20 protein-coding genes are annotated in these 19,575 nt (G+C 72.8%); 16 read left to right on the top strand and 4 right to left on the bottom strand.

The genetic code is table 11. The features are described 5' to 3' along the window. Positions 1 to 16 precede the first annotated feature (16 nt). On the bottom strand, positions 17 to 397 hold the full coding sequence (locus ADJ73_RS06080; protein WP_050347521.1) for a hypothetical protein: 381 nt from the start codon (positions 395 to 397) through the stop codon (positions 17 to 19). A 113-nt stretch (positions 398 to 510) separates the two neighbouring features. Here ADJ73_RS06080 and ADJ73_RS06085 point away from each other — a divergent pair, with 113 nt between their 5' ends. Genes ADJ73_RS06085 through ADJ73_RS06100 form a run of 4 tightly spaced genes read left to right on the top strand, consistent with a single transcriptional unit; the run spans position 511 to position 4,709 of the window. Further along, positions 511 to 1,950, top strand: a complete 1,440-nt coding sequence (locus ADJ73_RS06085) for a protein adenylyltransferase SelO (protein ID WP_050347522.1) — start codon at positions 511 to 513, stop codon at positions 1,948 to 1,950. A gap of 13 nt (positions 1,951 to 1,963) precedes the next feature. Then, positions 1,964 to 2,737: a DUF72 domain-containing protein gene (locus ADJ73_RS06090; RefSeq protein ID WP_050347523.1), complete on the top strand. Its 774-nt coding sequence runs from the start codon at positions 1,964 to 1,966 to the stop codon at positions 2,735 to 2,737. After that, a complete protein-coding gene (locus ADJ73_RS06095) occupies positions 2,734 to 3,498 on the top strand; it encodes a peptidylprolyl isomerase (protein WP_050347524.1) in 765 nt (254 codons plus the stop codon). Before ADJ73_RS06090 ends, ADJ73_RS06095 begins: the two co-directional genes overlap by 4 nt. Before the next feature lie 2 nt (positions 3,499 to 3,500). Next, on the top strand, positions 3,501 to 4,709 hold the full coding sequence (locus ADJ73_RS06100) for a PQQ-dependent sugar dehydrogenase (RefSeq protein WP_050347525.1): 1,209 nt from the start codon (positions 3,501 to 3,503) through the stop codon (positions 4,707 to 4,709). A 20-nt stretch (positions 4,710 to 4,729) separates the two neighbouring features. Here the strand turns inward: ADJ73_RS06100 and ADJ73_RS06105 are convergent, their stop codons facing one another. Then, positions 4,730 to 5,104: a hypothetical protein gene (locus tag ADJ73_RS06105; protein WP_050347526.1), complete on the bottom strand. Its 375-nt coding sequence runs from the start codon at positions 5,102 to 5,104 to the stop codon at positions 4,730 to 4,732. Positions 5,105 to 5,133: 29 nt separating this feature from the next. Between ADJ73_RS06105 and ADJ73_RS06110 the strand changes: the two genes are divergently transcribed. Beyond that, entirely contained in the window at positions 5,134 to 6,102 is a 969-nt protein-coding gene (locus ADJ73_RS06110; RefSeq protein WP_050347527.1) for a helix-turn-helix transcriptional regulator, read from the top strand. Continuing rightward, positions 6,099 to 6,629: a DUF1697 domain-containing protein gene (locus ADJ73_RS06115; protein ID WP_050347528.1), complete on the top strand. Its 531-nt coding sequence runs from the start codon at positions 6,099 to 6,101 to the stop codon at positions 6,627 to 6,629. The genes ADJ73_RS06110 and ADJ73_RS06115 overlap by 4 nt, the downstream gene beginning before the upstream one ends. A 107-nt stretch (positions 6,630 to 6,736) precedes the next feature. Here the strand turns inward: ADJ73_RS06115 and ADJ73_RS06120 are convergent, their stop codons facing one another. Next, positions 6,737 to 8,719, bottom strand: coding sequence for an MFS transporter (locus tag ADJ73_RS06120; RefSeq protein ID WP_050347529.1), 1,983 nt, complete (start codon positions 8,717 to 8,719; stop codon positions 6,737 to 6,739). 156 nt (positions 8,720 to 8,875) lie between these two features. Between ADJ73_RS06120 and ADJ73_RS06125 the strand changes: the two genes are divergently transcribed. Continuing rightward, positions 8,876 to 9,592, top strand: coding sequence for a TetR/AcrR family transcriptional regulator (locus ADJ73_RS06125; protein WP_050347530.1), 717 nt, complete (start codon positions 8,876 to 8,878; stop codon positions 9,590 to 9,592). Between the two features lie 30 nt (positions 9,593 to 9,622). On the opposite strand, the gene ADJ73_RS06130 is transcribed toward ADJ73_RS06125, so the two are convergent. Further along, positions 9,623 to 10,024 (bottom strand): hypothetical protein, encoded by a 402-nt coding sequence (locus tag ADJ73_RS06130; RefSeq protein WP_050347531.1) that lies wholly within the window; start codon positions 10,022 to 10,024, stop codon positions 9,623 to 9,625. Between the two features lie 213 nt (positions 10,025 to 10,237). Here ADJ73_RS06130 and ADJ73_RS06135 point away from each other — a divergent pair, with 213 nt between their 5' ends. The 9 genes from ADJ73_RS06135 (at position 10,238) to ADJ73_RS06175 (ending at position 19,571) form a co-directional block, all read left to right on the top strand. Then, positions 10,238 to 11,563 (top strand): hypothetical protein, encoded by a 1,326-nt coding sequence (locus ADJ73_RS06135; protein WP_050347532.1) that lies wholly within the window; start codon positions 10,238 to 10,240, stop codon positions 11,561 to 11,563. 66 nt (positions 11,564 to 11,629) lie between these two features. Then, on the top strand, positions 11,630 to 12,589 hold the full coding sequence (locus tag ADJ73_RS06140) for an exodeoxyribonuclease III (RefSeq protein ID WP_216593680.1): 960 nt from the start codon (positions 11,630 to 11,632) through the stop codon (positions 12,587 to 12,589). Positions 12,590 to 12,719: 130 nt separating this feature from the next. Further along, positions 12,720 to 13,715, top strand: a complete 996-nt coding sequence (gene ligD, locus ADJ73_RS06145; protein WP_050349281.1) for a non-homologous end-joining DNA ligase — start codon at positions 12,720 to 12,722, stop codon at positions 13,713 to 13,715. A gap of 113 nt (positions 13,716 to 13,828) precedes the next feature. Continuing rightward, positions 13,829 to 14,737, top strand: coding sequence for a sensor histidine kinase (locus ADJ73_RS06150; protein ID WP_050347533.1), 909 nt, complete (start codon positions 13,829 to 13,831; stop codon positions 14,735 to 14,737). 82 nt (positions 14,738 to 14,819) lie between these two features. Then, positions 14,820 to 15,479 carry a response regulator gene (locus ADJ73_RS06155; protein ID WP_253272679.1) on the top strand — a complete coding sequence of 220 codons (660 nt, stop codon included), beginning with the start codon at positions 14,820 to 14,822 and terminating at the stop codon, positions 15,477 to 15,479. 205 nt (positions 15,480 to 15,684) lie between these two features. Further along, on the top strand, positions 15,685 to 16,173 hold the full coding sequence (nrfH, locus tag ADJ73_RS06160) for a cytochrome c nitrite reductase small subunit (protein ID WP_253272680.1): 489 nt from the start codon (positions 15,685 to 15,687) through the stop codon (positions 16,171 to 16,173). Positions 16,174 to 16,178: 5 nt separating this feature from the next. After that, complete coding sequence (locus tag ADJ73_RS06165) at positions 16,179 to 17,717, top strand: ammonia-forming cytochrome c nitrite reductase subunit c552 (RefSeq protein ID WP_082177119.1); 1,539 nt, start codon at positions 16,179 to 16,181, stop codon at positions 17,715 to 17,717. Positions 17,718 to 17,943: 226 nt separating this feature from the next. After that, positions 17,944 to 18,849, top strand: coding sequence for a tetratricopeptide repeat protein (locus ADJ73_RS06170; protein ID WP_050347535.1), 906 nt, complete (start codon positions 17,944 to 17,946; stop codon positions 18,847 to 18,849). Between the two features lie 2 nt (positions 18,850 to 18,851). Continuing rightward, the gene (locus ADJ73_RS06175; RefSeq protein WP_050347536.1) at positions 18,852 to 19,571 is read left to right on the top strand and encodes a cytochrome c biogenesis CcdA family protein; all 720 of its coding nucleotides are present in this window, start codon (positions 18,852 to 18,854) and stop codon (positions 19,569 to 19,571) included. Positions 19,572 to 19,575: the final 4 nt, after the last annotated feature.

The following is a 19,575-nucleotide window of genomic DNA, read 5'->3' on the forward strand; positions in this document are numbered from 1 at the left end:
GCGGCGCGCGGGGACCTCAGGTGTAGAACGGCCGGTCCCCGTGCGCCGGGTCCTCGGTGCCCTCCACGCCGGGGTCGTGCTGGTGCGGCGTCCAGCTCGGATCGCCGTGCAGCACCTCCCCGGCGTCGGTCACGATCGTGACCTCCCCGGCCTTGGCGATGTTCTCCCCGAGACGCTCGACGACGGCCTTCGGCTGCTCGACGCCGGCCTCGCCGAGACGGCGGTGCAACGCCGCCACGGTCCCCTCGATGTCCAGGCCACGACCCGCGACCTCCACGAGGGCGGCCACGAAGGCGGTCCGCTGGTGCCGGTCGAGCTCCGCGAGCATCGGGGAGCTCAAGGTGATCACGGCATCGCGCCGGTGGTGCTCGTGACCGTGCTGGACGGTGTCGCTCATGGCTGCGCTCCTCGGCTGTCGGGTCTGCGGGCTGGTGCGGGCCGGGCCGGTGGCATCCCGGTGCCGTCGAGGCTAGCCGCCACGACCCCGCCCGGGGCCCTTAGGCTCGGTGGGTGACGACGACTGCCGGACCGCCCCGCCTCGAGCAGACCTATGCCGAGGCCGTGCCCGAGCTGTCGCTGCCGTGGCGGGCGGCGCCCTTCCCGCAGCCTCGGCTGCTGGTCCTCGACGAGGCGCTCGCCGAGGAGCTCGGCCTCGACCCCGACTGGCTGCGCAGCCCCGAGGGGGTCGCCTTCCTCGTGGGCCAGGTCCCTGAGAGCACCCCGACCCATGCCCAGGCGTATGCCGGCCACCAGTTCGGCGGCTACTCCCCGCGGCTGGGCGACGGGCGGGCGCTGCTGCTCGGCGAGCTCGTCGACCCCGCCGGCCGACGGCGCGACCTGCACCTCAAGGGCTCCGGCCGCACCCCCTTCGCCCGCGGCGGCGACGGCAAGGCGGCCGTCGGCCCGATGCTGCGCGAGCACCTCATGGGCGTCGCCATGCACGCCCTCGGCATCCCCACCACCCGCGCCCTGGCCGTCGTCGCCACCGGCGAGGACGTGCTGCGCGAGGAGGTGCTGCCGGGTGCGGTGCTGTGCCGGGTCGCCGCGTCCCACCTGCGCGTCGGCACCTTCCAGTACGCCGCGGCCACCACGGACCGCGACCTCCTCACGAGGCTCACGGCATACGCGCTGGAGCGGCACCACCCGCAGGCGAGCCGGGGCGACCAGCCGGCGCTCGCGCTGCTCGCCGCGGTGACCGAGGCGCAGGCCGAGCTCGTCGCGCGCTGGCTGCAGGTGGGCTTCGTGCACGGGGTCATGAACACCGACAACATGACCATCTCCGGGCAGACCATCGACTACGGGCCGTGCGCCTTCCTCGACGGCTTCGACCCGGCGGCGGTCTTCAGCTCGATCGACACCGGCGGCCGCTACGCCTTCGGCAACCAGCCGGCGGTCGCGCAATGGAACCTCGCCCGCCTCGCCGAGGCGCTGCTCACCCTCGTCGACGACGACACCGACCGGGCCGTCGCCGCGGTCACCGAGGTGCTCGAGACCTTCCCGGACCACTACGAGCGCGCCCTGGTCGGGGGCTTCTCCCGCAAGCTCGGGCTGCCGTCCCCCGACCGCGAGCTGGTCGCCGAGGCGCTCGCGATCCTGCAGGCGGACCGCGTCGACCAGACCCGCTTCTTCCGCGCCCTGGGCTCGGGCGGGGCGCGCGAGCTCGTCACGGACACAGCGCGGTTCGACGCGTGGGCGGCCCGGTGGGAGGCGGCGCTGCCCGGCGGTCGCGCGGCCGTGGCCGCGCAGCTGGAGCAGGTCAACCCGGTCTACGTCCCCCGCAACCACGTCGTCGAGCAGGCCCTCACCGCCGCGACGGCCGGCGACCTCGGGCCCTACCAGCGGCTCGTCGACGCCCTCACCAGCCCGTATGCCGAGCGCCCGGGGCTCGACGACCTGGCGCGCCCCGCGCCCGCCGACGCCCCCCGCCACGTGACCTTCTGCGGCACCTGAGGTGGGGCGGGCGATGGACGACGCACCCGGCCTCGGCCCGATCCGGGTTGGCACCTCGGGCTGGACCTACGACCACTGGAAGGGCACCTTCTACCCCGCGGGCCTGAAGGCGGCGGACCGGCTCGGGTACTACGCCGAGCGGTTCGGCACCGTCGAGCTCAACGGCTCCCACTACCGCTGGCCCGCCGACACCACCGTCGAGAGGTGGCGCGACGCGCTGCCTGACGGGTTCCGCATGGCCGTCAAGGCGTCCCGCTACCTGACCCACTACCGCAAGCTGCGGGACCCGGCCGACTGGTGCGAGCGCATCACCCACACCCTGGACCTGCTGGGCGACAAGGCCGGGCCCCTCGTGGTGCAGCTGCCCGCGGACCTGCACCGCGACGACGCGCGACTGTCCGGCTTCCTCGGGCTGCTGCCCGAGCGGGTGCTCGTCGCGGTCGAGCCGCAGCACGAGTCCTGGCTCGACGACGACGTCTTCGCGCTGCTGGACCGTCACGACGCCGGCTTCGTGGTGTCGGTGGTAGCCGAACGGGAGCCGGTGCTGCGTGCCGTCGGGCGGCTGGCCTACCTGAGGTTCCACAACTCCGACCCGCAGTGGCGCTACGGCGGGTCCTTCGACGATGACGACCTCGCGGCGTGGGTGCCGGCGGTGCAGGACCTCGCGGCCGAGGGCCGGTCGGTGTGGTGCTACTTCAACAACGACAACCACGGGTATGCCGCCTTCAACGCCCAGACGCTCCAGGAGATGCTGCGGGCCGCCGCACCGCCTACCCTCCCCTCATGAAGCCAGTCCGCGCAGCTGCGGCTGCCACCCTCGCCGCCGCGGCCACCCTCACCGCCGCCGTCACCACCGCCCCCGCCGCCTCCGCGCGTCCCGACCCGGCGCCCCGCCCGACCACCGGGGCGTGCGCGTTCACCCCGCTCGAGGACCAGACCTACTCGACCTCGGTGGGCCTGCCGCCGGACCCGCCCAAGCCGCAGACCCACGGCAACGCCGCCGTGGTGCTGCAGACCAACCGGGGCGACATACCGGTCGTGCTCGACAAGGCCGGCGCGCCGTGCGCGTCGGCGAGCTTCCTCTTCCTGGTGCGCCAGAAGTACTTCGACGGCACCACCTGCCACCGGCTCACCGCGTACCACACCCCGCCCTACGCCCTGTCGGTGCTGCAGTGCGGCGACCCGCTCGGCACCGGCTGGGGCGACCCCGGCTATTCCTTCCGCGACGAGCTGGCCACCGCCCGCGCGCTGCCGAGCTGGCCGGGCTTCCCCGACGGCAGCCGCAAGGTCTACCCGCGCGGCACCCTCGCCATGGCCAACGGCGGGCCGGACACCAACGGCTCGCAGTTCTTCCTGGTCTACCGCGACTCCCGGCTGCGGCCCGACTACACCGTCTTCGGGCACGTCAGCGAGGCCGGCATGCGGGTGCTCGACCAGATCGCCGCGGGCGGGGTCGACCCGGGCACCGAGGGCACCCCAGAGGACGGCGCGCCGCGGCTCACCACGACCATCGAGCGGGCCAAGCGCACCGGGGGCGGCCGGGTGTGAGCATGCGGCGGGCGACCCTGATCGTGGTCGGCGTGCTGCTGGCGGGGTGCGCCGGCGGCACGTCGACCGGTCCGGGGACCGCGACCTCCTCGACCTCCGGCGTGACGTCGTCTGCCGCGCCCCCGTCCGGCGCGCCGACCTCTCCCGGGACGTCGGCCTCGCCCGGCACGTCGGCCTCGCCGGCTGCTCCCGCGCCGCTGCGGACCGGCCCGGACGGTCGGCCGTTCACCGTGTCCGCGCACGGGACCTTCGACGAGCCGTGGGCGATGACCTTCCTGCCGGACGGCCGGGCCCTGATCACCGAGCGCGGCGGTCGGCTGCTGCTCGTCGACGTGGCGTCCGGCGCCGCGACCCCGGTCGCGGGGACACCGGCCGTCGTGCACGAGGGGCAGGGCGGGCTCGGCGATGTGATCCTGGGGCCCGGCTTCCCGCAGGACGGGACCGTCTACCTGAGCTGGGCGGAGCGCGGTGACGGTGGGTCCCACGCCGCGGTGGGCCGCGCGCGCCTGGACCTGGGTGGGGCGCCCCGGCTGGACGGGTTGACGGTGATCTGGCGGCAGCAGCCGTCCGTGTCCGGCGGCAGCCACTACGGCCACCGGCTCGCGGTCGGCCCGGACCGGCAGCACCTCTTCGTCACCTCGGGCGAACGCATGCAGTTCGCGCCCGCCCAGGACCCGTCGGTCACGCTCGGCAAGGTGGTGCGGATGGGTCTTGACGGCAGCGCGCCGCAGGTGTGGAGCCTCGGCCACCGCAACCCGCTGGGGCTGGCGTTCGCGCCGGACGGGCGGCTGTGGTCCTCCGAGATGGGGCCGCGCGGCGGCGACGAGATCAACCTGGTCCGGCAGGGCGGCAACTACGGCTGGCCCAACGTCTCCAACGGGTCGCACTACAGCAGTGAGGACATCCCGGACCACCGCCCGGGCGACGGCTACGTCGCCCCCGCGGTGTGGTGGAACCCCTCGATCTCCCCGAGCAGCCTGGTCGTCTACACCGGCTCGGCCTTCGCGCCGTGGCGCGGGGACGCCTTCGTCGGCGCCCTGTCCGGCCGCGCGCTGGTGCGGGTGGACCTCGACGGGGAGTCCGCGCGCAAGGCGGAGCAGTGGGACATGGGCGCGCGGATCCGCGAGGTGGAGCAGGGGCCCGACGGCGCCCTGTGGCTCCTGGAGGACGGCCCGTCCGGGCGGCTGCTGCGCCTCGACCCGGTGCGGTGACGGGGAGGCGCGCCCGGGCGTCAGTCGGTCATGTCCAGCGGCGCGGTCTGCTCCGCGGTCACCAGGCGCAGCAGCCGCATCATCCGCTCGCCGCGCCCGGAGATCGCCTCCCAGGCGGCGTCCTCGTTGCCCACCGGCGGGGTGACCGCCTCGGGGTCCTCGGACAGCACGGTCTCGACGTCGGTCATCCCCTGAGCGGCGTAGTAGCGCTCCAGCCGGTGGACCCGGTCGCGGGACGGCTCCAGCCAGGCGAGGAACTCGTCCAGCCGGGTCAGGTCCGCCTGGACCTCCTCGAGCAGGGCCTGGGCGTCGTCGAGCGACAGCCTGGCGTGGTGGGCGGCAGTGTCGTGGGCGTCAGTCAGGACCCGGAGCGGAGACGCGCCCGCTGAACCCACGGTGTACGGCCTCGCCGTACTGTGGCGAGGTGGCCGTGGACGAGACGCCCCTGATCCGGACCCTGCTCGCCCTGGAGGCGATCCAGGACCGGCCGGGCATCACCGCGGCCCAGCTCGCCGAGCGGCTCGGGGTGACCGAGCGGGCGGTGCGGCGATACGTCCTCACGCTGCGCGACGCCGGGGTCCCCGTCGAGTCCTCCCGCGGGCCGTACGGCGGCTACCGCCTCGGCCGCGGCGCCCGCCTGCCACCGGTGAGCTTCACCGAGGAGGAGGCGATCGCCCTGGTCACGGCGGTCCTCACCACGACGGCGGGGCGGCAGGGTGGGGGCGACATACGGCGTGACGCGCTGGACAAGGTGATCCGGGCGCTGCCCCCGCGCACCCGGCAGCAGGCCGCGGTGGTGCGCGACACCGCCACCTCCGCGGGGCGCCCGGACCCGCTGCCGCACCCGGCGGCCACGGCCGAGCTGGTCGGGGCGATCGGCGACCAGCGCCGGGTCGCGCTGACCTACCGCAGCGAGTCGGGGGGGCAGCACGAATGGCTGGTCGACCCGTGGGCGCTCGTGGTGCGCTACGGCCGGTGGTACCTCCTGTGCCACGCCCACCACGCCGACGCCGTCCGGACCCTGCGCGTCGACCGGGTCGAGCAGGTGCACCGGCAGCCCGAACGCTTCGACCCCCCGGCCGACCTGGACCCGGTGGCCACGCTCGAGGCCGCCCTCGGGACCGGCTGGGAGCACCCCACCCACGTGCGGTTCGACGCGCCCCTGGAGCAGGTGTCCCGCTGGATCGGCTCGGTGTCCGGGACGCTGACCCCCGTCGACGGTGGCTGCGAGCTGCGCGGCAGCACCAGCGACGTGCAGATGTATGTCGTCGAGCGCCTCGCCCAGGTGCCCTTCCCGTGGCGGGTGCTGGGCGGCCCGGAGCTCCTCGCGGCGACGCGTGAGGTCGCGGCCCGGCTTGCGGCAGCGGCACCCGATGGGACAGTGGCTCCATGAGCACCTGGATCGGCTTCCTGCGCGCGATCAACCTCGCCGGGCGGCGCACCTTCTCGCCCAGGGAGATCGTCGCGTGCCTGGAGGAGGCCGGCTTCACCGACGTGGCGACGCACATCAACACCGGCAACGTGCGGCTGACGACCAGGATGCGGTCGCGGGAGCGGGTGGCGGCGGCGATGGAGAAGGCGTTCGCGGCGGACCGTGGCTTCGAGGTGCCGGTGGCGCTGCTGACTCCTGCCGAGGTGCGGGCCCTCGCCGACGAGCTGGACGAGGTGGCGGCCGGTCATGACGGGACGCACTACGTGTGCCTGCTCGCCGCGGAGCCGGACGCGCAGGTGCGGCGTGCGCTGGAGGCCCTCGAGGCGCCGGGGGAGCGGGTGGTGGTGCGGGGCCGGGCCGCGCACCTGCTGCTCGGGCCCGACTTCCACCGGTCCCGGCTGACCAACGCCGCCATCGAGAAGGTCGCCGGCGTCGGCACCAGCCGCAACCGCACGGTGGTCGCGGCGATCGCCGACAAGTGGTGCTGACCCGCCCTTTCTCGCGATCGTGGTCGGTTTGTGTCGCTGACGCGCACAAACCGACCACGATCGCGAGGGGGGTGGAGGGGGAGGAGGGATGGAGGGGGTAGGGAGGGTCAGGCCTCGGGGAGGGCGTCCACCTCGATGGTCAGGGTGCGCGGCACCGTGGCCGCCGGCAGCTCCAGCTGATATCTCCCGTCCGGGCCGGCCAGCGTGCGCGCCAGCGGCCGGCCGACGACGTCGGTCACCGTGACGCGGGCCGTCGGCAGGGGCGCCCCGTCGGCGCGGGCGACCGTGCCGGAGAACGCGTGCCACCCGACCCGGCTGGTCCCGGACTCCTCGCGGTAGCTGCTCTCCTGCGTCGTCAGGCTCGGCGACAGCAGCGCGGTCCGAGCGGTCGATCCGGCAGCCTCGACGGTGGCGTGCTCGGTGGCGGGCTCGGCGGCGGAGTCGCTGCCCTGGCCCGTGGCGGCGGTGCGGCCGACGGGGGGAGCGGCATACGGCTCGGGGCGGTCGGGGTGCGCGGTGACGTGGTCCGCGGAGGTGTTCCAGACCTGCTCGACCGGCTCGCGCGACTCGTCGGCCGGGCCCGGCACGGGGACCGTGTCGTCGACGTTGCGGTCGCGCAGGGTCGTCTCCCGGATGAAGAGCGTGACGAGGAAGGCCAGGAGCGCGAACGGCGCCGCGGCGAGGAACACCTCGGCCAGCCCCTTGCCGTAGGAGTCCTGCACGATGGTGCGCACCGGGTCGTGGAGCTGGTGGATGTTGGGGATCGTGGCCCGCCCGCCCATGGCGCCCGGCTTGATGTGGGCCTCGGTGAACCCGTCGACGAGGTGGTCCTTGACGCGCTGGCCGAGCAGGGCGCCGAGCGCCGAGACGCCGATCGCGCCACCCATGGAGCGGGTGAAGGCCACGAAGGAGCTGGCGACACCGAGCTCGCGCACGGGCACCTCGTTCTGCACGGCGACGACGAGGTTCTGCATCATCATGCCGATGCCGGCGCCGAGCAGGACCATCCAGGCCGCGACGACCCAGTAGCCGGTGTCGAACCGGATGGTGCCGAGCAGCGCCAGGCCGGCGGTCAGGAGCAGGCCGCCGCTGACGAGCCACGCCTTCCACCGCCCAGTGCGGGTGATGATCTGGCCCGAGAGGGTCGACGACAGGAACAGACCCAGGATCATCGGGATGGTCATGACCCCGGCCAGGGTGGGGCTCTCGCCGCGGGCGAGCTGGAAGTACTGCCCCAGGAAGACGGTGCCCGCGAACATGCCGACACCGACGAAGAGGCTGGCCAGCGAGGCGAGCACGATGGTCGGGTTGCGGAAGAGTCGCAGCGGGAGCATCGGCTCCGGCGCGATCTGCTCGGCCATCACGGTCAGGGCGAGCAGCACCAGGCCACCACCGACCATGGCCCCGGTCTGCCAGGACCACCAGTCGAAGCTCTCGCCCGCGAGGGACACCCACACCAGCAGCGAGGAGACGCCGGCCGCGAGCAGTATGGCGCCGAGGTAGTCGATGTGCGCGTCGTCCCGGCGGCGGGTCGTCAGGTGCAGCGTCTTCTGCAGCACCACGATGGCGAGCAGCGCGAAGGGGACCCCGACGTAGAAGCACCAGCGCCACGAGAGGTGCTCGGTGAGGGCGCCGCCGATGAGCGGGCCGGCGACCGTGCCGAGGGCGAAGGTGGCGCCGAGGTAGCCGGAGTACCGGCCGCGCTCGCGGGGGGAGACGATCGTGGCCAGGATGACCTGCGACAGGGCGGTGAGGCCGCCGGCACCGAGGCCCTGGAAGACGCGGGTGGTGATCAGGACACCCATGTTCTGCGACAGCCCGGCCGCCATGGACGCCAGCACGAAGATCACCAGCGCGCACTGGACCAGCACCTTCTTGGAGAAGAGGTCGGCCAGCTTGCCCCAGATCGGGGTGGAGATCGTGGTGGCGAGCAGCGTCGCGGTGACCACCCAGGTGTAGCCGGACTCGGTCCCGCCCAGCTCGGACACGATCGTGGGGAGGGCGTTGGAGACGACCGTGGAGGACAGGATCGCCACGAACATGCCGAGCAGCAGCCCGGAGAGGGTCTCCAGCACCTCGCGGTGGGTCATGCCGGAAGACAGCCGCGCAGCGTCGTCGGCGGGTCGAGCACGTTCCGCCGCGTGGCGGGGGGTTGCGGTCACAGGTCACCTGGGCTTTCGAGAAGGGGGGAGGGCAACCACGATAGGGCAAGTGGAAGAATTTCGTCCACTTGCTAGCCTGGGGCGATGGAGCCCGAGCACCCGCCGCTGCGCCCCGAGCACCCGCCGCTGCGCCCCGAGCACCCGCCGCTGCGCGTCGACGCCGCCCTGCGCCGGCGACGCATCCTCGACGCCGCCGCCCAGGTGCTGGCCGAGGAGGGTGCCGACGTCCCCATGGAGCGGATCGCGCGCGCCGCGGGGGTGGGCGTGGGGACCCTCTACCGCCGGTTCCCGGACCGGACCGCGCTCATCCTCGAGGTGACCCGCGACAACCTGGAGCGCCTCGTGGCCGTCGCCAGGACGGCGCTGCAGGACGAGGCGACGGGGTGGGACGCGCTGGTGCGGATCATGGACAACCCCTCCCAGCTGCGGCTCGTGCTGCGCCCGTCTGCCCCGATGCCGCCGGGCGTCCCCGAGGCGCTGCGTGCGGACCCCGGGCTGCGGGCGCTGCGCGGCCAGATGATGGAGGTGCTCCAGGAGCTGGTCGGGCGGGCTCAGGCCGAGGGCAGCATGCGCCCGGACGTCGGGGTGGGTGACGTCGCACTGCTGCTCGCCACGCTGCGCCGTCGGCCGCACGTCCCCGAGGCGGTCGGTGCGGCCGCCACCACCAGGCTGCGCCGGCTCGTGCTCGACGCGCTCAGCACCGGCCCCCGCGCGCCGCTGGTGGGAGACCCGCTCGGGGTGGCGGACCTGGGGTTCACGGACGCGACGATCCCCGCGTCCGAGGGGACGCGGGGATCGTGAGCGGGTGGCGCGGTCGGGCGACCGCCGGCGTCAGTTGACGACGGAGTCGACGACCAGCGTGCCGGCGATGCCGAGCAGGAAGACGTCCTTGGCGAGGCCCACGCCGTCCTGGGTGGGGCGGATGCCGTCGACGGTCATGCCCGGGGTGTTGCGGTACATGTTGAGCAGGCCGGCGCTGAACGCACCGAGCCCGGCACCGGCGAGCCAGCCGGGGACGGCCGGCACGAGCAGCGCGGCGCCGAGGGCAATCTCGCCATACGCGAGGTAGTTGCCGAAGTCCTTGGCCGGGATCTTGGTCAGCTGGGGGACGCCGGCGGCGCCCATGTCGCGCAGGCCCTGGGCGGCCTCCTCGGGCAGGTTGCGCTTGCCGAGGCCGGAGTTGATCAGGAAGAGGCCGGCGGCGATGCGGGCGGGTGCGGCGGCGATGCTCATGGGTGCTCCTGGGGTCGTGGACTGTGCTTGAGACTTCAACGGTAGTCCCCCCGCGCGTGTTCGGTGCGGGATGCGTCGGCCACGGTGCGTGACCAACCCCGGCCGTCCCGGTAGCGTCGTAGCAGCGATCGCATGATCCAGACGAGGGGTTGAGACATCGTGGGGACCGGGAGCCAGGCTGTCGGCATCCGGCCGAGGACCAGGACGACGGCGGTGGCGCTGCTGGCCGCCGTGGGTCTGCTGGCCGCGTGCACCAGCGGGGGCGACGGGGCGGGTGGCGCAGGGGGCGCCGACCGGACCGGTCGACCCGGGGCGAGCGCGACCGGCACCGACGCGACCGGCGGGGGTGAGGCGCCCGCCGACCCGCACGCGCAGGCGCTGGAGACCGCCCGCCGGCAGGCGGACCAGTACGACTACGACGGCGCCATCGCGACGCTGACCAAGGACGGCAGCGACGCCGCCAAGGGTCAGGTCGCCGGCATCCAGGCCGCCAAGGGCAAGGCCATGAGATGGCCTGACAACGCGACGATCCCGCACCTCTTCTACCACACGCTCGCCGTCGACCCGGCGAAGGCTTTCACCGCGGGCTCGGAGGGCGTCGGGTTCAGCCAGTACATGGCGACGGTGTCGGAGTTCAAGGCCCAGCTCAAGCAGATGCACGAGCGTGGTTTCGTGCTCGTGCACCCGCAGCGCATCGCCACCAAGGGCCCCGACGGGGTCATGCGCTACCAGCCGATCCTGCTCCCGCCCGGCAAGAAGCCGGTGGTGCTGTCCCTGGACGACGTCAGCTACTACGAGTACATGACGGGCAAGGGCTTCGCGACCGCGCTGGTCAAGAAGGACGACGGACGCGTCGTCAACACCTACACCGACGCGTCCGGCACGACCGTGGAGGGCAGCTACGACTGCCCCCCGATCCTGGACGACTTCGTGCGCGAGCACCCCGACTTCTCCTACCGCGGCGACAAGGGGTCCATCGGGCTCACCGGCTACAACGGCGTGCTCGGCTACCGCACCTCGGAGCGCAAGTATGGCGCCACGCCCGCCACCAAGGACGCGCAGGCCAAGGCCAAGGTCGTGGCCGACGCGCTGAAGGCCCAGGGCTGGAACTTCGCGTCCCACTCGTGGGGCCACATCAACATGACCCGCAGCGGGGTCGGCCTGATCCAGGCCGACAGCCAGCGGTGGGACCGCGAGGTGCGGCCCATCGTGGGCGACACGGCCGAGCTGATCTACCCCTTCGGGGCCGACGTGTCCGACGCCAAGCCCTACACCGACGCCAACCCCAAGGTCCGCTACCTCCACGGCACGGAGAAGTTCGATTACTTCTTCGGCGTCGACGGCACCTCGCCGCACTGGGTGCAGCTCGGGAAGTCCACGCTGCGCCAGGCCCGCATCAACATCGACGGCCTGTCGATGCAGCGCGCGCTCGACGGCAAGTCCTCCGCGGTGCGGCAGTTCTTCGACGTCAAGGCCACGATCGACCCCAAGCGTCCGCTGCCCGTCCCGTCGATCGGCGGTCCCACGGCGGGCGGCTGACCGCGGGGTGCGGTGGGTCGGGGGGAGCGGGCGCGGCCTGCCCGGCATACGGCCTAGGATCGCCGGGTGCTGCGCGTCGCCACCTTCAACGTCAACGGGATCCGTGCCACGCAGCGACGTGGCTTCGACGACTGGCTCGCCGCCCGGGGGTGCGACGTCGTGGCGCTGCAGGAGGTGCGGTGCCCGGTGCCGCTGCTGCCGGACGGCGTCTTCCGCGACTACCACCTGACGTATGACGCCGGCCAGCTGGCCGGGCGCAACGGCGTGGCCGTGCTGACGCGCGAGGCGCCGGTCGCCGTGCGGAGCTGGGGGGCGGGTGCCCTGGTGCGGGCTCCCGGCGACAGCCACGTCGAGCTGCGGGAGCACGCCGAGACGGGGCCGCTCGCACGAGAGCTCAAGGCCTTCGCCGCGGAGGGCCGGTACGTCGAGGTCGACCTCGCCGACCAGCCGCTGACCGTGGCGTCGCTCTACCTGCCCAAGGGCGGGCTGCCCGAGCACCTGCAGGTGGCCGGGCGGATGCGGGAGGCGCCGGACGGCGGGGCGAGGTACCAGCGCAAGATGAGGTTCCTGAGGGGTTTCGCCCGCCAGCTCACCGCGTCCCGCCGCGCCGCCGCCTCGCGCGGCCGGGAGTTCCTCGTGATGGGCGACTTCAACATCGCCCACACCCGCGCGGACGTGAAGAACTGGCGGACCAGCCAGCGCTCGGAGGGCTTCCTGCCGGAGGAGCGCGAGTGGATGGCGTCGATCCTGTCGCCGCGGTCGCTGGTCGACGTGGTGCGGCGGCTGCACCCGGACGTGGACGGCCCCTACTCCTGGTGGAGCTGGATGGGAGGCGCCTTCGACCGGGACACGGGGTGGCGGATCGACTACCACCTGGCCTCGCCCCGGCTGGCGCGCGCTGCGGTCAGCGGGGGCGTGGACAGGGAGGCCTCGGCGGCGGAGCGGCTGAGCGACCACGCGCCCGTCGTCGTCGACTACGACCTGCCTCAGGTCGTCACGTCCGCCGGGGTCGGCACCCCAGGCTGATGGGTCGAGCCCGGGTGGATGTTGCTGCACAAGACGGAGGCGCAGGGCACGACGTGCCAGCATGAGGAGTCGCACCGGTGATGAGCACACCACCCACGCCGCCGGCCCGGACGAGGACGAGGAGCACGTCATGAGCCCGAAGGCCCCTGCCGAGGAGATCGAGGTCGCCGGCCGCGTCGTGCGCCTGAGCAGCCCGGACCGGGTCTACTTCCCCGAGATCGGCGCGACCAAGCGGGACCTCGTCGACTACTACGTCGCGGTCGGCGACGGGATCGTGCGCGCGCTGCGGGACCGCCCCTGCATGATGCACCGCTTCCCCGACGGGCTCGCCGGCGACAAGGTGCACCAGAAGCAGCTGCCCAAGGGCGCGCCCGACTGGGTCGAGACGGTCCCGGTGTACTTCCCGAGGTTCCGGCGCACCGTGTCCGAGCTGTGCGTCACCGACCTCGCCCACGTCGTGTGGGCCGTGCAGATGAGCACCGTCGAGCTGCACCCGTGGAACAGCCGCCGCGCCGACGTCGAGAAGCCCGACGAGTGGCGCATCGACCTCGACCCCATGCCGGGGGTCGGGTTCGACCGGGTGCGGCAGGTTGCCGAGGTGGTCCACGCGCTGCTCGACGAGCTGGGCATCACCGGCTACCCCAAGACCTCCGGCGGCGACGGCCTCCACGTCTACGTGCGGGTCCGGCCCGAGCACGACCACGCCGACGTGCGCCGGGCCGCCCTGGCCTTCGCCCGCGAGGTGGAGCGGCGCGCCCCCGACCTGGTGACCACGTCGTGGTGGCGCAAGGACCGCGACCCCTCGGCCGTCTTCGTCGACTACAACCAGAACGCCCGCGACCACACCATCGCCGCGGCCTACTCCCTACGGGGCACGCCCCGCGCCACCGTCTCCTGCCCGGTGACGTGGGGGGAGGTCCCCGACGTCGACCCCGCCGAGCTCACCATCGCCACGGTGCCGCAACGCTTCGCGCGGCTCGGGGACCTGCACGCCACGATCGACGACGAGGCCTTCGACCTGGCCCCCCTGCTGGAGTGGGCCGAGCGCGACGAGCGGGACGGCGCGGAGCCCCCTCCCGATGCGGCAGAGGAGCCGGAGGCGTCCGAGGGTCCCGGACGCGACTGACGCGCCCCCCGCCGTGCCGGTCGATACACCGGCGATCTAGGATTTGTCCTGCAATTCCCGTGGAAGATACGGGGAGGGTAGATCGATCGGTCGAGGGAGGTGTCGTGCCAGCGGTGGATGCCACCTCGCCGGAGCGCGACCGCACCGCGGGCCCCGGCGACCTGCGCCAGCTGCGCCTCGTCGGTGTCGGGCTGCCCGCCCTCTTCATCGTGCTCGTCCAGCTGCTGCGGCCGGTCGTCTTCGACCGCTACTGGCCGCGCGACGGCGACACCATCGTCAGCGTCCTCACGGCCCTGGCCGCGATCGCCTTCGGCCTCATGATGTTCCGCCTGATCGAGCAGCTCGTCGAGGACGACCGCTACCGCTCGACGGTGGCCGAGCGGGACCGCATCGCCCGCGAGCTGCACGACTCGCTGCCCCAGGTGCTCGGCGCGACCCAGCTGCGGCTGCAGGCGGCGGCATATCACCCCGCGGTGCGGGAGCACCCCGACCTCGAGCAGGAGCTCGGCGACATCGCCCAGGACTGCCAGGACGCCTACCGCGACGTGCGGGAGGCGATCCTCGGGCTGCGCGAGGGCACCCGCACCGACCACACCTTCCTGCAGGGGCTGCAGACCTACGCCGACAAGTACTCCCGCCAGTCCGGCATCGACACCACCGTGGAGGCCGACCTCCCCGGCGAGCCGACGCTGACGCCGCACCGCGAGGTCCAGGTCATCCGCGTCATCCAGGAGGCGCTGACCAACGCGCGCAAGCACTCCGGCGCCCGCCGCGCGCGGATCCGGGTCAGCGAGACCGCCGACTGGGCGACCTTCGTCGTCGAGGACGACGGCCAGGGCTTCGTGGTCGCGGACCCGGCCGGCGGCCGCGAGGGATTCGGCCTGCACTCGATGCGGGAGCGCACCGAGCTCGTCGGCGGTCGCCTCACCGTCCGGTCCGCGCCCGGGCTGGGCACCACGATCACGATCATGGTGCCGCGCGGTCAGCGCGGCTCCCGTCTCCCCATGGTGATGCCCGTATGACGACCGCCCCCCGCGACCCCGCCCCCGCGACGGCGCCCTGCGCGACCCTGCCCAAGCGGCGGCCCCGGAGCAGCCGGTCCGGGTGCTGCTCGTCGACGACATGCCGCTCTTCCGCCGGGCGATCGCCGCGCTCGTGGACGCCCAGCCGGACCTGCAGGTGGTGGGGCAGGCCGACAACGGGCTGCAGGGCGTCGAGGAGGCCCGCCGGCTGCAGCCCGACCTGGTCGTCATGGACCTGGAGATGCCGGTGATGACGGGGCTGGAGGCGGCCCGGCTCATCCTGGACCAGCTGCCCGGCGTCAAGGTCATCATGCTCACCGTCTGCGACGACGACGAGCGGCTCCTCACCGCGATCCGCATGGGGGTGCACGGCTACCTGCTCAAGGACCTGCACCCGGAGGACCTCTACGCCATGCTGCGCTCCGCGGCCCGCGACGAGACCCCGGTGTCACCGCAGCTGGTGGGCCGGTTGCTGGCCGAGCTCCGCGGCGGGGGCCTGCGGCATACGTCGCCGTCGCCCCAGGTGGCCGAGCCGCAGCTGTCCCAGCGGGAGATGGACACCCTCAAGCTGGTGGCGCGCGGCATGTCCAACCGCGAGATCGGGCGCGCCCTGTCCATCACCGAGGGCACCGTCAAGAACCACGTGCACAACGCGCTGCACAAGCTCGGCCTCGAGACCCGCATCCAGGCGGCCGCCTACATGGTGCGCGCGGGGTATGCCGCCCCGCCCCGCGAGGGCTGAGCCGCCCCGAAGGGACGGGCAGGGGACTGGCCGGGGGGCCGGACAGGGCAGGGCCGCCGTGAGGTAGACCCGCCGCCGTTCCTGCATATACCTCTTTTCTACCCATCGACGGATGGTCGCCACCCTGGCCCGCGCCGCAGGATGAGTGCGATGGACGTGTCGGCACCGACAGGTCCGCACGCGCACGCAAAGGATGGTGACGAGGGTGGCCGACAGATCCGGCTCGCGCCTCGCGTGGCTCAGGTCACCGTGGGGCCTCTTCTCCGTCTTCCTCTCGCTGGGTTTCGGCACCCTGCTCGGCGTCGTGTTCTTCACCATGGGCTACGCCAACGGGGCGTCGTACCTCTCGAGCGACCCGAAGGCCTGCGTCAACTGCCACGTGATGAACACCGAGTACAACGCCTGGATCAAGTCCAGCCACGGCAAGGTGGCGACCTGCAACGACTGCCACACCCCCCATGACCTGGTGGGCAAGTACCTCACGAAGGCCGAGCACGGGTGGAACCACTCGCTCGCCTTCACGACCGGCAACTACCCGCAGAACATCCAGATCAAGGCGCGCAGCCTGGCCACCGTCGAGGAGAACTGCCTGCGCTGCCACCAGACGCTGGTGGACGGCATCGAGCACAGCCGGCCAGCCAATCAGAAGGTCACGTGCGTGCAGTGTCACGCCGACGTCGGGCACAGAAGGTGATGACGATGAGCACAGCGACACAAGGGTCATCGAGCGCAGGGGGCAGCCCCGGCTCGGGCAGGCCGAAGGCGCACCGCGGGCCGCTGGCGGCGATCGTGCTGGCGACGGCGTTGGTGACGGTGGGCGTCGTGGCCCTCCTCGTCAACATCTTCCAGCACAAGCAGGAGGCCCAGGACACCAACTTCTCGGTCGTCCAGCTGGACGACACCGTGGTGGACCCCGCGGTGTGGGGCAAGAACTTCCCGCTGCAGTACGACATGTACAAGCGCACCACGGACCAGCGGCGCACGAAGTTCGGTGGCTCCGAGGCGCTCCCGCAGACCCCGAGCCAGGCCGACCCGCGCAGCGTGGTGGCCGCCAGCAAGCTGGAGAAGGACCCCCGGCTGGTGCAGATGTGGGCCGGCTACGCCTTCTCCAAGGACTACCGCGAGAAGCGCGGCCACGCCTACATGCTGATCGACCAGCGCGACACCAAGCGCGTGCAGGACTTCAAGCAGCCCGGCACCTGCCTCAACTGCCACGCCTCCATGGCCAAGGTCTACAAGGACCTCGGCAACGGTGACGCCAAGGCCGGCTTCGACAAGATCAACCACATGACCTACGCCGAGGCCACCAAGCTCGTCGACCACCCCGTCGCCTGCATCGACTGCCACGACCCCAAGACGATGCAGCTGCGGATCACCCGGCCGGCCTTCCAGGAGGGCATCAAGGCGCTCAAGGCCAGCCAGGGCATCAAGGACTTCGACGTCAACACCCAGGCCACGACCCAGGAGATGCGCTCCTACGTCTGCGCCCAGTGCCACGTGGAGTACTACTTCAAGGGCAAGGAGAAGACCCTCACCTTCCCGTGGGCCAAGGGCGTCAACCTCGACGACGAGTTCGCCTACTACCAGGAGCAGGGCTTCACCGACTGGGAGCACAAGATCACCGGCGCGCCGATGCTGAAGGCCCAGCACCCGGAGTTCGAGATGTGGAACCAGGGCGTGCACTCCAAGGCCGGCGTCACCTGCGCGGACTGCCACATGCCCTACACCGCGGTGGGTGCGCAGAAGGTCTCCGACCACTGGGTCCGCAGCCCGATGCTCAACGTCAACAAGTCCTGCCAGGTGTGCCACCACGCCTCCGAGGACGAGCTGAAGGCCCGCGTGGACACCATCCAGACCCGCGTGCAGAAGACCCGCGACTCGGCCTTCGACGGGCTCACCCAGCTCATCGCGGACATCGAGGCGGCCCGCAAGACCAACGTCGCGCCGGATCGTCTGGAGGCGGCCCAGAGCTGGCACCGCAAGGCGTCCTTCTACATCGACTACGTGGTGTCGGAGAACTCCACCGGCTTCCACGCCCCCGAGGAGTCGATCCGCTACCTGCAGGAGGCCACCGACGCGGTCCGCAAGGGCCAGCTGGCCCTGGTCGGCAAGGAGAAGATGGACCCCTCCGCGGTGAAGGCCTTCCAGCTCTGGAAGGAGAAGAAGGCCGCCGACGCCAAGGCCGCCGCGGCGACGCCCACCGCGACGCCGACGCCGACGCCCACCCCGTCGCACTGACCGACGGCACCGGACCAGACCGCCTCGTGGGGACGAGGCGGTCTGCCCGTGCCTGGGGGTGGACCGCCGCGACCTATGCCCCACCTGTATCCCTCTCTATCCTCCAAAAGCCCAGGTTCTACCCAAGACGTGCCCCTCGGCGGATGGTCGGGCCGCAGGCGCGGCGGGAGGGTTGTCCTATCGGACTCCCCGCGGCCCACCGGCCGCCCGAGCACAGGACAGACGTATGACGCAGCGCACGGCCACCACCACACCACCGACGGAGTCGGGCGACCTGCGCCAGGCGTTGCTCGCCTCGCTGGGGCTGCCCGCCGACGCGACGCCCGAGGCCGTCGAGGCCGCCCACCAGCGCGTCGCGTCCTACCTCACGGCCGCGCCCGCCGAGCTGTCCGGCTGGGCAGGGCAGCAGGCGGCCGCCGCCGACGCCGCTCACGCCGTCCTCACCGGACGCGCGGGGGACGTGCTCGGCCGCCGCGCCGCGCCGGCCCCGCGCCCCCGCCGCGAGCTGCCCCGGATCGTCACCGTGCTCGGCTCGGTCGCCCTCATCGCCGCGATCGTGGTGGGGGTCTACCTGTGGGGCCCGGGCCGGACCGCCCAGCAGACCAAGCCGGCGGTGGCCATGGGTGACCAGTCGGCGAGCGGCCAGGGCGAGCAGAAGCCGCAGGCCACGCCCACCCCCGTCGACCCGGCCAAGGTCAAGGCTCTGGAGGGCAAGATCGCCGCCAACCCCAAGGACGAGAGCTCCCTCGCCCAGCTCGGGGACCTGTACTTCGCCGCCGACAACTTCGCCAAGGCCACGGAGTACCGCACCAAGCTGCTGACCCTCAAGCCGGACAACACCGACGTGCTGCTCTCGGTCGGCGTGGCGATGTTCAACAACAAGGACCTCGCCGGCGCCGAGCGGATGTGGAACAAGGCCGTCTCGCTCGACCCGAAGAAGGTCGAGGCCTACTACGACCTCGGCTTCCTCGCGATCAGCAAGACCCCGCCGGACGCCGCGAAGGCCAAGGCGATGTGGGACAAGGTCGTCGAGCTGGACCCCACCAGCGCGCTCGCGCAGAAGGTCCAGAACCACATGAGCGCCCTCGTGACGCCCGCCCCCACCGCAGCCCCCACGACCAGCAGCAAGTAGTCATGGACGGGATCACCCTCCCGCTCGCGCTGCTGGCTGGGATCGTCGCCTTCGCCTCCCCCTGCTTCCTCCCGGTGGTGCCGGTGTTCGTCAGCTACGTCGCCGGGACCGCCCCGGTCGACGGGCACCGGGCCCGGCGCACCGCCGCCACCCAGGCGCTGGCGTTCGTGTTCGGCTTCGGTGTCGTCTTCATCGTCCTGTGGTGCTCCATCGGGCTCGTCGGCTACGCCATCGGTGACCACCGCGGCACGCTGCGGGTCCTCGGCGGGATCCTGCTGATCGTCATGGGGCTGCACGTCGCCCGGCTCGTCGAGATCCCGCTGCTCTACCGCGAGGTCCACGCCCCCATCGGCGCCCAGCAGGGCCTGCCGGGGCAGCAGGCCCCGACATACCGGCGGTCGCTCCTCATGGGGCTGGCCTTCGGGGCCGGCTGGACCCCGTGCATCGGCCCGGTCCTCGGCGGCGTCCTCGGCCTCGCCACGGCCAGCGACTCGGTCGGCCGCGGCGCCCTGCTCCTCGTCGCGTTCTCCCTCGGCCTCGGCATCCCCTTCGTGCTCGTCGCGATGGGCGCCACCGAGATCACCACCCGTCTCGGCTGGCTGCGCCGGCACGAGATGGCCCTGTCCCTGGTCTCCGGCGCGATGCTCGTGCTCATCGGGTTCGCCATGGTCACCGACATCTTCGGCAAGCTGTCCGGCCTCGTCCCGGCCGTCGGCGTGTGAGCGA

The organism is Arsenicicoccus sp. oral taxon 190 (assembly GCF_001189535.1).
Lineage (GTDB): Bacteria > Actinomycetota > Actinomycetes > Actinomycetales > Dermatophilaceae > Arsenicicoccus.

Bases quoted from the DNA above. Each gene is read 5' to 3' on its own strand.
- ADJ73_RS06080 (WP_050347521.1), bottom strand. From the start codon at position 397: ATGAGCGACACCGTCCAGCACGGTCACGAGCACCACCGGCGCGATGCC.
- ADJ73_RS06090 (WP_050347523.1), top strand. From the start codon at position 1,964: ATGGACGACGCACCCGGCCTCGGCCCGATCCGGGTTGGCACCTCGGGC.
- ADJ73_RS06095 (WP_050347524.1), top strand. From the start codon at position 2,734: ATGAAGCCAGTCCGCGCAGCTGCGGCTGCCACCCTCGCCGCCGCGGCC.
- ADJ73_RS06100 (WP_050347525.1), top strand. From the start codon at position 3,501: ATGCGGCGGGCGACCCTGATCGTGGTCGGCGTGCTGCTGGCGGGGTGC.
- ADJ73_RS06115 (WP_050347528.1), top strand. From the start codon at position 6,099: ATGAGCACCTGGATCGGCTTCCTGCGCGCGATCAACCTCGCCGGGCGG.
- ADJ73_RS06120 (WP_050347529.1), bottom strand. From the start codon at position 8,719: ATGACCCACCGCGAGGTGCTGGAGACCCTCTCCGGGCTGCTGCTCGGC.
- ADJ73_RS06125 (WP_050347530.1), top strand. From the start codon at position 8,876: ATGGAGCCCGAGCACCCGCCGCTGCGCCCCGAGCACCCGCCGCTGCGC.
- ADJ73_RS06130 (WP_050347531.1), bottom strand. From the start codon at position 10,024: ATGAGCATCGCCGCCGCACCCGCCCGCATCGCCGCCGGCCTCTTCCTG.
- ligD (WP_050349281.1), top strand. From the start codon at position 12,720: ATGAGCCCGAAGGCCCCTGCCGAGGAGATCGAGGTCGCCGGCCGCGTC.
- ADJ73_RS06165 (WP_082177119.1), top strand. From the start codon at position 16,179: ATGAGCACAGCGACACAAGGGTCATCGAGCGCAGGGGGCAGCCCCGGC.
- ADJ73_RS06170 (WP_050347535.1), top strand. From the start codon at position 17,944: ATGACGCAGCGCACGGCCACCACCACACCACCGACGGAGTCGGGCGAC.
- ADJ73_RS06175 (WP_050347536.1), top strand. From the start codon at position 18,852: ATGGACGGGATCACCCTCCCGCTCGCGCTGCTGGCTGGGATCGTCGCC.